Annotated in this window: 6 protein-coding genes; 3 read left to right on the forward strand and 3 right to left on the reverse strand. The window is 64.6% G+C overall.

Annotated features, from left to right (window positions below; genetic code table 11):
• Window positions 1-394: 394 nt before the first annotated feature.
• On the forward strand, window positions 395-3166 hold the full coding sequence (locus PX653_RS14850) for a TonB-dependent receptor domain-containing protein (protein WP_277413551.1): 2772 nt from the start codon (window positions 395-397) through the stop codon (window positions 3164-3166).
• Window positions 3167-3299: 133 nt separating this feature from the next.
• Here PX653_RS14850 and PX653_RS14855 read toward each other — a convergent pair whose 3' ends face one another.
• The gene (locus PX653_RS14855) at window positions 3300-3638 is read right to left on the reverse strand and encodes a hypothetical protein (RefSeq protein WP_277413552.1); all 339 of its coding nucleotides are present in this window, start codon (window positions 3636-3638) and stop codon (window positions 3300-3302) included.
• 49 nt (window positions 3639-3687) lie between these two features.
• Here PX653_RS14855 and PX653_RS14860 point away from each other — a divergent pair, with 49 nt between their 5' ends.
• On the forward strand, window positions 3688-6600 hold the full coding sequence (locus PX653_RS14860) for a TonB-dependent receptor domain-containing protein (protein ID WP_277413553.1): 2913 nt from the start codon (window positions 3688-3690) through the stop codon (window positions 6598-6600).
• 799 nt (window positions 6601-7399) lie between these two features.
• On the opposite strand, the gene PX653_RS14865 is transcribed toward PX653_RS14860, so the two are convergent.
• Both PX653_RS14865 and aroG read right to left on the reverse strand, forming a co-directional pair.
• On the reverse strand, window positions 7400-8689 hold the full coding sequence (locus PX653_RS14865; protein WP_277413554.1) for an aspartyl/asparaginyl beta-hydroxylase domain-containing protein: 1290 nt from the start codon (window positions 8687-8689) through the stop codon (window positions 7400-7402).
• A gap of 69 nt (window positions 8690-8758) precedes the next feature.
• Entirely contained in the window at window positions 8759-9817 is a 1059-nt protein-coding gene (gene aroG / locus PX653_RS14870; protein ID WP_277413555.1) for a 3-deoxy-7-phosphoheptulonate synthase AroG, read from the reverse strand.
• 472 nt (window positions 9818-10289) lie between these two features.
• Between aroG and PX653_RS14875 the strand changes: the two genes are divergently transcribed.
• Window positions 10290-12950, forward strand: coding sequence for a TonB-dependent receptor plug domain-containing protein (locus PX653_RS14875; RefSeq protein WP_277413556.1), 2661 nt, complete (start codon window positions 10290-10292; stop codon window positions 12948-12950).
• Window positions 12951-13154 lie beyond the last annotated feature (204 nt).

Consider the following 13154-nt stretch of genomic DNA (forward strand, 5'->3'; position numbering starts at 1 on the left):
CAGGACAGGAACTGGGGACGGACCCGCAGGGTCCGCCCCGGCTTTTGCACTCGGGGTAGCGCGTTGAGCAAGCGGCCTTCGGGCCGCTTGTGCTTTGCTTCATGCTGGTACATTTTATTGATGTATATACCAATTCCACATGGCAACTGAGGAAAACCGCCAACAATATTAGCAATTATTGCTATCTTTTCTTTACACGACCAAACAAAAATTGACAAACCCGCTGCCGCGATGGTTTGATACGGGCCCCGTGATTTTTGGTGAGAATTCACAAGGTCTGACGCGGGCTCGCAGTCACCAAACAATTGTGACTTCGAGTTAAGCAGCATGGGCTGCGTCTGCTCCGCCTACCCGGCGGAGCTGTTTGTTGTTGGCATTTACGAAAGAAGTAGCAATGATTGAGAAAGTACTGTCTCGCTCCCTGCGCGTGATGTTCGCGGGCGGCCTGGCAATGGGCATGCACGCCGCGACCGCACAGGAAGCCGCCGAACAGCCCATGCAGCGTGTTGAAATCACCGGCTCCTCCATCAAGCGCATCGCCGCCGAAGCGTCGCTGCCGGTGCAGTCGTTCAACCAGAAGGACATCAAGAAATCCGGCGTCACCACGGTGACGGACTTCATCCAGCAGATTCCCGCCATGCAGGGCTTCTCCGTGGCGGCCGATTCGGTCGGCGGCGGCGGTGGCGGCGTGACCACGGCATCGATCCACGACATCGGCGAACAGTACACGCTGGTGCTGCTGAACGGCCGCCGCGTGGCGCCCGCGAACTCCGGCACGACGATCGACCTGAACTCGATTCCGCTGTCGGCCGTCGAGCGCGTGGAAGTGCTGACGGACGGTGCGTCCGCCCTGTATGGTGCGGACGCGATCGCCGGCGTCGTCAACTTCATCCTGAAGAAAGGCGCCTCCGACTGGGAGATCAACGCCAAGTACAACCGTCCGCAGGAATCCGGCGGCGCCTCGAACTCGGTCTCGATCTCGAAGGGCTTCGGCGACATCGACGAAGACGGCTACAGCGTGTTCTTCTCGGCCAGCCACGACGGCCAGAAGTCGCTCAAGGCTTCGCAGCGCGACTTCGCGAAGACGGGCATCATCAACTTCACCGACCCGGCCACGGGCCGTGCGCTGCAGTTCATCAACGGCTCGTCGCGGGCGATTCCCGGCAACGCCACCGTCAAGTACCGCAGCGCGACCGGCACGGAGTCGGTCAACCTGAATCCGTACGCGCTGGCGCACGGCGGCTGCGCACCGCTGAACCATGACTTCTATGCGGACGGCAATTGCTGGTTCGACTCCGCGTCGACCATCGAGATCAATCCGGAAACCAGGCGCGACGCGCTGTTCAGTTCGGGCAGCCTGAAGCTGGGCCAGAGCGGCTTCAACGCGTTCTACGATTTCGCCTACACCGACACCAACGTGCGCGCCAGCATCGCGCCGCTGCCGGCCCAGTTCGCGATCGCCCCCGGCTCGTCGCTGTACAACCAGTACATCCTGCCGAACCTGACTGCGGAGCAAGCTGCCGGCGTCGACAGCGTCGTCGCCAACTACCGTGCCACGGGCCTGGGCAACCGCGTCTATGACTACGGCACGAAGGCCACCCACATTGTCGTCGGCATCGACGGCAACGCGTTCGGCTGGGACCTCAATTCGGCCCTGACCTGGTCGCGCAACAAGCAGAAGACGGAGTACGTCAGCGGCACGCCGTGGGCGGACAAGTTCCAGTCGGCCATCGACGCGGGCACGATCGACCCGTTCGCGGGCACCGTGTCGGATGCCACGCGCGCGGCGCTGCGGGGCAGCGATTTCTCCGGCCTGTACAGCACCCAGACCGTGACGATGAAGGGCTGGGATGCGCGCGGGTCGCGTGCGCTGTTCGCGCTGCCGGGCGGCACATCGATGCTGGGCGTGGGCGTGGACTATCGCAACACTGCCTACACGACGGCCAACGAGGACGTGGCGCTGAACGCGTCGCTGCTGGGTGACGGCGGCGCCGTCGACAGCGGCTTCGAGCGCGACAACGCCGGCGCCTATGCCGAACTGATGATGCCGGTGTCGAAGCAGCTGGAACTGACCGCTTCGGCCCGCTACGACCAGATCGGCGGCGTCAAGGACAAGCTGACGGGCCAGAAGGTCAGCGGCTCGGAAAACGCGACGACGTGGAAACTGTCCGGCAAGTACTCGGCCACGAAGAGCCTGATGTTCCGCGCGGCCGCGGGCACCGGCTTCCGCGCCGCGTCGATGCAGGAAATCGCCGGCGTGCTGGAAGACTGGGGCGTCACGGGCGGCAATTACCAGTGCCCTCTGACGGGCACCACGCATCCGCTGGCTTCGTACTGCAACAACGTGGGACGCCAGCAGTTCGAGGCATTCCGCGGCGGTAACCCGAACCTGAAGCCGGAAGAATCGAAGCAGTGGTCGATCGGTACCGTGTGGGAACCGACCGCCAGCATCTCGATGGCCCTGGATCTGTGGAACGTCAAGATCAGCAACCAGGTCACGAGCGTCAACGAAGCGGACATCTTTGCCGACCCGGCCAAGTATGCCGACCTGTACACGACCAAGCACATGAATGCGACAGGCGCGGACGTTCTGGCGGTCAAGCTCTTGCCGATCAATATCGGCCAGCGTGAAAACCGCGGTATCGACTACGACTTCACGCACAAGGTGAACGTGTACGGCGGCAAGCTGACGAGCCGCCTGGCCGGCACCTACCTGCTGCGTTCGCGCTACACGCTGCCGGGCTCGAGCGAGTGGACGACGGACCTGAACCGCTACGGCGAGGACGATGCCGTCAGCTTCCGCCATGTGATCAAGGCCTCGTCGTCGTTCGAGACGAAGCAGTTCACGCACACGCTGACCGCGGCCTACCGCAACGGCTACGTCGACAAGCCGCAAACCCTGGACGACTGCGCGGTGATCGTGGCCGGGGCGCCGGGCGAATGCTACGCCGTCACGCTGCGCGTGCCGAGCTACACGACGTTCGACTACCAGCTGGCCTACCGCCCGATGGCAAAGACGGAAATCACGGCCGGCGTCATCAACCTGTTCGACCGCAATCCGCCGTTCTCGCTGCGCAATGCGGGTCCGCACCAGGTGGGCTACAACCCTTCGTACTCGAGCGCGCTGGGCCGCCAGTTCTACCTGTCCGCGTCGTACAAGTTCTAAGCTTGTCGATCGACTGAAAAAGAAGCGGCGCTTGCGCCGCTTTTTTTCGCCTCATGAAAAACGGTGACAGTCACCCATTTTCACGACACGGGCGGTTTTGCCGGCCCCTACATCGTTCCAACTTCGCCCATTATTACTTCATTTGTGTTGCATCTGTCGCAAGAATGACACGAAGACTCATCGTCGTGACATTTTGTCGAGCTCGCTGCGCAGGCCTTTGCAGCCCCTCGGCACCATTTTGGTGCGTCATCTTGTTGTCACTATCCTGCTGCAACCCAGCTCTATCCGCGTTCAACATGTCGCGATATTGCTGAGTGAGCACATCCTTACCGGCACGGCCACGCACCGTGATTGCGCAATCACGCGCCAGCATCGGGCAACATTGTTGATTGACAGGAAATTCCGCGGAATGGTTTGATGAATAAGCAAGGACACGCTTGGCGTGTTCGCAACGGTAATGGCGTGCGAGCATTCATAAACACTCGGCGATAGGAATCAAACATATGGCGATGGAAAAGATCTTGTCCCGCTCGATCCGCATGATCTGCGCATCGGGCGCGGTACTGGGAATGCAGGCGGCCCATGCGCAACAAGCGCCCGGGGCTGGCGAAGCCCCGATGGTGAAGGTGGAAGTGACGGGTTCGCGCATTCCGACGGCAAACCTGGAAGGCACCAGCCCGGTGACGACGATCACCGCGAAGGACATCAAGACCGACGGCGTGCGCAACGTCGAGAGCTTGCTGAACAACATGCCGCAAGTATTCGCGGACCAGGGCGGCAACGTCGTCAATGGTGCCACCGGCACCGCCACCGTCAACCTGCGCGGCCTGGGTGCCGAGCGTACGCTGGTGCTGGTCAACGGCAAGCGCCTGCCGATGGGCAGCCCGACCAATACCGCAGCCGACCTGAACCAGATTCCAGCGCCGCTGATCAAGCGCGTCGAAGTGCTGACGGGTGGTGCCGGCGCCGTGTACGGTTCCGATGCCGTCGCCGGTGTCGTCAACTTCATCATGCAGAAGGACTTCCAGGGTATCCAGGTCGAGGCCAACGTGAGCGGCTTCAACCACCAGCAGAACGGCGGCGAAGTCGCCAACCTGGTGGCCACCCGCGGCGCCTCCAACCCATCGCAGTTCGCCGTACCCGGCGACAAGGGCTGGGACGGCAAGTCGCGCGACGCCAGCATCCTGATGGGCTCGAACTTCGCCGACAACAAGGGTAACGCCACCCTCTTCTTCAGCTACAAGAAGGAAGACGAGCTGCTGCAGGCCGACCGCGACTTCTCGGCCTGTACCGTCAGCTCCACCGCGAAGGGCTTTGCCTGCGGCGGTTCCGGCACCAACGCCACCGGCCGCATCCAGGCCCTGGACGGCCCGCAAAAGGGCAAGGTCTACACCGTGGACGGCAGCGGCAACGCGCGCATCTTCAACAACGCGCTGGACCAGTACAACTTCGGTCCGCTGAACCACTACCAGCGTCCGTCCGAGCGCTACGGCTTCAATGCCAACATCCACTACGACATCAACGACAAGATGCGGTTGTATTCCGACTTCTCGTTCCACGATGACCGCACCACCGGCCAGATCGCCCCAGGCGGCATCTTCGGCAATTCGGCCACGCTGCGCCACGACAATCCGTTCCTGTCGCAGCAGCTGAAGGACACGCTGGGCATCACGCCGACCAACCCGGTCGAGGTGGTCGTCAACCGCCGCAACGTCGAAGGCGGCGGCCGCCAGTCCGAGTACCGCAACACCTCGTTCCGCGAGCTGTTCGGCATCCAGGGCGAACTGGGCATCTGGTCCTACGACGTGTACGCACAGTCGGCCAAGGTGATCTACTCGCAAAGCGAACAGAACTACTTCTCGTCGCAGCGGATCGACAAGGCGCTGGACGTCATCAACGTCAACGGCAAGGCCGCCTGCGCATCGGGCGACGTGGGCTGCGTGCCCTACAACGTCTACCAGACCGGCGGCGTGACGCCGGAAATGCTGGCCTACCTGCAGATCCCGGGCATGCGCAAGGGTTCGACGGAACAGCAGTTCCAGGGCGCGACCATCGGCGCCGACCTGTCCGAATACGGCTGGAAGCTGCCGACCGCGAAGAGCGGTATCGGCGTGTCGTTCGGCTTCGAGCACCGCCGCGAGAAGCTGGAGCTGATGACGGATGCGGCGACCCAGGCCGGCGACCTGTCCGGTTCGGGCGGCCCGACCGGCGGCGTGTCCGGCCAGTACTCGGTCAAGGACTTCTTCGGCGAAACGAAGATCCCGCTGATGGAGGACATGCCGTTCGCCAAGCAGCTGCAGCTGGAAGGCTCGTACCGCCATTCCAACTACAGCACGGGCAACAAGACCAACACGTTCGGCCTCGGCCTGGTGTGGTCGCCGATCGACCAGGTACGCTTCCGCGGCACCTACCAGAAGGCGGTGCGCGCGCCGAACCTGATCGAACTGTACACGCCGCAGGGCAACAACCTGTTCGACATGGATGCCGACCCGTGCGCGGGCGATACGCCAGCCGCTTCGCTGGCGGCATGCCAGAAGACGGGCGTCACCGCGAGCCAGTACGGCTCGATCTCGGACAGCCCGGCCGGCCAGTACAACTACCTGCAAGGCGGCAGCACGGCGCTGAAGCCGGAGAAGTCCAAGTCGAAGACCTTCGGCGTGGTGCTGACCCCGCTGCGCGACCTGTCCCTGACGGTCGACTACTTCGACATCAAGGTGGACGACAAGATCGACAAGATCGATCCGGCCACCACGCTGTCGAAGTGCCTGGCCACGGGCGACGCGCGCTTCTGCTCGCTGATCACGCGCGACCGTACCGGTTCGCTGTGGCTGTTCGATAACGGCCGCATCATCGGCACCCAGCAGAACATCGGCAGCCAGCACACCCGCGGTGTCGACATCGGCGCGAACTATGCGATGCGTGCCGGCGAATGGGGCCGCTTCGGCATTGCCTTCAACGGCACCTACCTGGACAAGCTGACGACCGAGGAAATCAAGGGCGAAGGCAGCTACGACTGCGTGGGCTACTACGGCGCCAACAAGTGCGAGTCGCCGAACCCGAAATGGCGTCACAAGCTGCGCGGCACCTGGGCGACCCCGTGGAACGTCGACGTGGCGGCCACGTGGCGTCACATCAACGCGGTCAAGCTGCAGAACCTGTCGGACAACCCGCTGCTCAACAACGGCGACCTGTCCGAAGGCCATGGCACCAACCCGGTCGACCGCGAACTGGGCAAGCGCGACTACCTGGACCTGACGGCAACGTACACGTACAAGCGCAACTACACGCTGATGCTGGGCATCAACAATGTGTTCGACCGCGACCCGCCGCTGACGTCGCAGCTGGCCACCGGCCTGGGCAACGGCAACACGTACCCGTCCACGTATGACGCACTGGGCCGCCGCATCTTCCTGAGCGCGACCGCCCGCTTCTAAGCACAGTTTGTTGTGTTGTAACTTTGCCGCCCGGTTCGCCGGGCGGTTTTTTTGAGCTCCGCTTCAGGCCCATGCGGGTTTTGCTTGCCTGGTCCACAGCCCGAAGCAGCCGGCGCTCCTCATCAATCGGCCAACCGAAAATTGGGGACAGCCTCCGATTTTGCAAATTGGGGACAGCCTCCGATTTCGCCTCGCATTGCATATTGGGGACAGGCTCCGATTTCGCCTCGCATTGGGATCCGGGGAATTGGAGGCTGTCCCCATTTCGAGGTAGAGACCCCTGTCACCTGCGAGTTTGCTCGCCTGGACTACAACCGGGAGCCGCCGGCGCTCGCGCCGAACTGCACGAGGCCACGGCCAGCGCGCTGGCCATCGTGCGCTCCGCTTGCGACAGGTGCGGGTGCCAGACGTCGTGCAAATTGCAAATTGGGGACAGCCTCCGATTTCGACTCGCGTTGGGATCCGGGGAATTGGAGGCTGTCCCCAATTCGGGGGAATTGGAGGCTGTCCCCAATTCGCGGTAGAGACCCTGTCACCTGCGGGTTTGCTCGCCTGGACTACAACCGGGAGCCGCCGGCGCTCGCGCCGAACTGCACGAGGCCACGGCCAGCGCGCTGCCCATCGTGCGCTCCGCTTGCGACAGGTGCGGGTGCCAGACGTCGTGAAAAAGGGGGACAGCCTCCGATTTCTACTCGGGTTGGGATCCGGGGAATTGGAGGCTGTCCCCAATTCGCGGAATTGGAGGCTGTCCCCAATTCGCGGTAGAGACCCCTGTCACCTGCGGGTTTGTTCGCCTGGACTACAACTCGAAGCCGCCGGCGCTGGCGCCGAACCGCACGATGCCATCGGCCAGCGCGCTGACCATCGTGCGCTCGGCTTCCGACAGGTGCGGGTGCCACACGTCGAAGATCAGCACCACGCGCAAGCTGTCGCTGTCGTTCCACGCCTCGTGCTCGATCGTGTCATCGAACACCCACGCCTTGCCCATCTCCCACTCGCGCACGTCGTTGCCGACCCGCAGCGCGCACTGCCCCGGCAGGATCAGCGGCAGGTGCGCGACCAGGCGGACGTTGCTGACGCCCGTGTGGGCGGGAATGCGCGTGCGCGGCCGCAGCAGCGAGAACATGGCGCTGGGCGTACGATTGAGCTGGCGCGGCTGCGGCACGCCCGCCAGCGCGGCCATCGTCGCGGGACAACGGGCCGCGTGCTCGTCCACCAGGCGGCCCTGCTCGATCAGGTGGTAGGCGCTCCAGTCCGGCGAGTTGTTCAACTGCGCGAACTGGAAGTGGGGCTGGTCCGGCGGGTAGCTGAGGTAAGGCACGAAACCGTCCTGGCCTTCCAGCACGGCCAGGAACTCGGCGCGGATCGCGTCGGTCTGCGCTTCCAGCGCCGGCATCCAGGGGAACAGCGCGCGGTCGAAGAACGTGACGGGTGCCAGGCCGGGATAATAGAACAGCGCCGGCTGCGGGTCGTAGCGGCGCTTGCGGCCGAACATGATGTCGACGGCGTCGCGGAAACGCCCCAGCGGCTCGCCCTGCAGGTCGCGCAGCAGCGGCGCCAGGTGGGCGTCCATCCAGTCGCCGTAGTCGCGCTGGTAGGCGTCCTGGAACGCCAGCGCGCGTTGCAGCAGGGGCCGCAGCGACGGGTCCAGCTGCTCCAGCGGCGGCGCGGCCATGGCGCCGGCGCCGTAGGCGCGGACGGCCTCGTGGCGCCGGCCCTGGCGCTCGAACAGTTCGCCGCGCAGCAGCTGCGCCAGCATGTCGGTGGGGTCGACGGTCAGCGCGCCTGTCAGGGCCGCGGCTTCGCCCTCGTCGTCGTGCAGGCCGCGGCACACCACGGCCAGGTTGATCCACTGCTGCAGGTCCTGGCCATCGCGCGCGACCAGGCGCTGCAGCAGCTCGCGGGCGCGCTGCAGGTCGCCGGACCGGAACGCCCGCTGGCTCAGCGCGAACAGGGCCTTGGCGTTGCCGGGATCGATGTCCAGCAGCCGCTGCCACAACTGGCCGGCCTCGTTGTCGCGGCCGGCCTGGATGGCCGCGCCGATCTGCCGCTGCAGCGCGGCGATGTCGTCTTGAATCGGTGTGCCCATGATGCCGCCCTCATGCGTTTTCAGTTGTCGTGCCGGCCGGCGAATGGTCGCTCCCCGGCCGGCGCCGGATTATTCGCCGCGCAGGCGGCGCTGGCGCACGGCGGCGGCCAGGTTGTCCAGCACCTGCAGGGTGGTGTCCCAGTCGATGCAGCCGTCCGTGACGGACTGGCCGTAGGTCAGCTCCTTGCCCGGCACCAGGTCCTGGCGGCCGGCGACGAGGTGCGATTCGATCATGACACCGACGATGCGGTCGTCGCCACCGGCTATCTGGCCGGCGATGTCGGCGCACACCGGCACCTGGTTTTCCGGCTTCTTCGAGCTGTTCGCATGTGACGCGTCGATCATCAGGCGCGACGCCAGGCCGTGGCTGGCGATGGCCTTGCAGGCTTCTTCCACGCTGGCGGCATCGTAGTTCGGCGTCTTGCCGCCGCGCAGGATGATATGGCAGTCCTCGTTGCCGTTGGTCGACACAATGGCCGAGTGGCCGCCCTTCGTCACGGACAGGAAGTGGTGCGGCTGCGACGCGGCCTTGATGGCCTCGACGGCGATCTTGGTGTTGCCGTCCGTGCCGTTCTTGAAGCCCACCGGGCACGACAGGCCGGAGGCCAGTTCGCGGTGCACCTGCGATTCCGTGGTGCGCGCGCCGATCGCGCCCCAGGCGATCAGGTCGGCGATGTACTGCGGGCTGATCACGTCGAGGAACTCGGTGCCGGCCGGCAGGCCCAGTTCGTTGATGTCGCGCAGCAGCTCGCGCGCCATGCGCAGGCCGTCGTTGATGCGGAAGCTGTTGTCCATGTACGGATCGTTGATCATGCCCTTCCAGCCCACCGTCGTGCGTGGCTTCTCGAAGTACACGCGCATGACGATTTCCAGGTCGCCCTGCAGGTGCGCGCGCACTTCCGTCAGCTTGCGGGCGTATTCCATCGCCGCCTTCGGATCGTGGATCGAGCAAGGGCCGACGACGACCATCAGGCGGTCGTCCTGGCCGTGCAGGATGCGGTGCAACGCGATGCGTGCGGCGGCCGCCGTCTGCGAAGCCGCTTCGGTGCAGGGGAACTCGCGGATCAGGTGCGATGGGGGCGTCAGTTCCTTCATCTCGCGGATGCGCAGGTCGTCGGTGCGTTGCATGGTGCTCTCCTCAATATTCAAAAATTCGTTCAAAAAATTTGCGTAAAAAAAAACCGCCATCTCTGGCGGTCTTCTGGGCATTTGCTGGAGTCTCGTGATTGTTGCTACGTGAACCGGCCTCTACTCAACCGCCTTGCGGGCAGGGAGCCAAAAATAAAAGAAGCCGGTAAAGAAAACGGAGCAGTGCATGAGATGTCCTGGTAATTGAGAATCACTATAACAACAACGTGCAAGGTTTGGCAAGCACATTGTCGGCAGGAATGCCAACACGTGCAAAACGCAAGCGAACGTGCGTTTTGGCCAGCCCAGTTGCGGTAGATACAACACAAACGGCCTGTTCGCCGCATTTTCTTCGCCGTCTAGTTTGCAAATAATCAATGCCGTGTCAAAGTGTGCGTGCAGCCGGTGTGACCGAACGTTCACCTTGGCTTGTCTCAGCTGCACCATTTTTTCTCAACATCGGGAGAGAGTTTTGGCTAACAAAAGAAATGCACGCATCGGTCGCCTGCGGCCGATTTGCCTCGGCATCGCCGCCCTGTCCGCCTTCGCACCGGCACTCGCGCAAGACACCGGCGAAGGCCAGATGCAGCGCGTGGAGATCACGGGCTCGTCGATCAAGCGCCTCGTCAACGAAACGGCGACGCCGCTGACGGTCTTCAAGGCCGAGGAATTCGTCAAGCAGGGCTTGACTACGGCCCAGGAAGTACTGGACCGCATCCCCGCCAACCAGACCAGCTTCGGTTCGGCCAACGCCGTCGGCGGCAACGCCAGCGGCCTGCCCACCGGCGGCCAGGCCACGGCCGACCTGCGCGGCCTGGGCGGCGACAAGACCCTGGTGCTGCTGAACGGCCGCCGCCTGGCGAGCCATCCTTATGACGGCGCCAGCGTCGACCTGAACCTGATTCCCGTCGCCGCCCTGGAGCGCGTCGAGGTACTGCGCGACGGCGCGTCGGCGATCTACGGTACCGATGCCATCGGCGGCGTCATCAACTTCATCACCCGCCGCGCCGTGCAGCAGACCACGGTGGCCATCGAAACGGTGCTGCCGCAGCATACGGGCGGGCGCGAACGGCGCGGCAACCTGACCACCGGCGGCGGCGACCTGGCGCGCGAGGGCTGGGCCGTGCTGGGCGTGCTGGACTACCACAAGCAGGACGTGCTGACGTCGCAGCAGCGGCCGTTCTCGGAAACCGGCGTGATCCCGTCGCGCGGCCTGTCCGAAACGTCGGGCACCACGTTCCCCGGCAACTACTACGACGCCGTCGCCGACAGGGCCGGCAACCCCTACTTCGCCACCGGCTGCAACGCGCCATTTTCCATTCCGCGCGCCAGCGACGGCACCTGCCGCCAGGACTACACGCGCCAGATCGACAGCCTGCCCGAGCAGGAACGCGCCACCGCGTTCGGCCGCGCCAGCTTCAAGCTGGGCGGCGACCATACGGCCACCTTGGAAGTACTGCACTCGGAAAACCGCGTCAACTCGCGCACGGCGCCACCGCCACAGACGGGCCTGATCCTGCCGGCCACCAGCCCGTTCTATCCGGGTAATTCCGGCGGCGTGCCGGCACAGGCCGGCCTGTCCGGCAGCCCGCTGTCCGTCAACTGGCGTCCCACCGAGGCGGGCCAGCGCCAGATCCTGTCGCGCGGTTCGGGCGACCGCTTCCTGGCCTCGCTGGAAGGCATCGTCGCGGGCTGGGACTATGCCGGCGGCCTGTCGCACTCCGTCAGCCGTTCGTCGGAAGAGTTCACCGGCGGCTACGTGCAGGATGCGTCGTTCGCGGCCGGTGTCGCCAACGGCATCCTGAATCCGTTCGGCCTGCAGAACGAAGCGGGCCGCGCCTACCTGGCCACGACCGCGCTGCGCGGCCGCGTGCAGGACGCGAAAAACGCCACGACCGCCTTCGATCTGAAGGCCAGCCGCGAGCTGATGGACATGGCGGGCGGCAAGCTGGCCGTCGCGCTGGGCACGGAACTGCGCCACGAGAAGGCCGAGTTCAACGTCAACCGCGACATCGCCAGCCAGGCGGCCAGCTCCGGTCTGTCGGGCTCGCTGCCGAAATCGGGCAGCCGCACCATCCAGGCCGTGTTCGGCGAGATCAACCTGCCGTTCATGCAGAACCTGGAAGCGTCGCTGGCGGCCCGCTGGGACCACTACAGCGACGTCGGCAGCACGACCAATCCGAAGGCATCGTTCCGCTGGCAGCCGCACAAGACGTTCGTGCTGCGCGGTTCGGTCAGCACGGGCTTCCGCGCGCCGACCTTGTTCGAGAAGAACGCCCCGCTGTCGCGCAACGACACCAGCAACTCGTACAACGATCCGATCCTGTGCCCGGGCGGCGTGCCGCAGCCAGGCTCGAACCCGCTGCGCGACTGCGACCTGCAGCAGTTCAAGCTGCAAGGCGGCAATCCAGAGCTGCAGCCGGAGAAGTCGCGCACGTTCGCGCTGGGCGCCGTGTTCGAACCCACGGCGGCCGTCACGCTGGCGCTGGACTACTTCAACATCCACCTGCGCGAGAAGATCGGCGCGCTGCCGGAGCAGGCCATCTACGGCAACTACCCCAAGTACGCCGACCGCTTCCTGCGCTTCCCGGACGGCTCGCCCAACGCCATCCTGGACCTGAACGAGAACCTGGGCAAGGTGCGTACGGATGGCGTGGACGTCAGCCTGACGTGGCGCGCGCCGCGTACCGACTTCGGCAACTTCACGTTCACCCTGGACGGCACGTACATCCACAACTACGAGTACCAGAACGAGCGCGATGGCGAATTCGTCCAGAACACGGGCCGCTACGCGGACAACTACGTGGTCTTCCGCTGGCGCCACAACGCGTCGCTGTCGTGGCGTTCGGGCGTGTGGAGCGCCACGCTGGCGCACAACTTCAAGACGGGCTACGACGACCAGAACCTGGTCGACGAGGCGTTCCGCCAGCGCGTGCCGTCGTACAGCCTGGTCAACCTGTCGGGCACCTACACGGGCTTCAAGAACGTCAGCCTGACGGCCGGCGTGAAGAACCTGTTCGACAAGGAACCGCCGTTCAGCAACCAGGGCACGGTGTTCCAGAAGGGTTACGATCCGCGCTACACCGACCCGATCGGCCGCGCGCTGTACCTGCGGGGTTCGTACTCGTTCTAACGAAGCTTCCCGGTGGGCCGCTTGTCCACGCTCCACCCCAGGACCGAAAACTGGGGTCAGACCCGACGGGTCTGACCCCAGCCTTTGCGGTTGGGTTGCTTTGAAAAGAGCGTCGACTGTCCCCGAATTTTGGCAACAGAATTCGGACATTCCGGAAATGTCCCGGAAATCTGGCATTAAAAAAAAGGCGCCCGCGGGCGCCTT

The sequence above is a fragment of the Pseudoduganella chitinolytica genome (assembly GCF_029028125.1).
Taxonomy (GTDB): Bacteria; Pseudomonadota; Gammaproteobacteria; order Burkholderiales; family Burkholderiaceae_D; genus Rugamonas; species Rugamonas chitinolytica.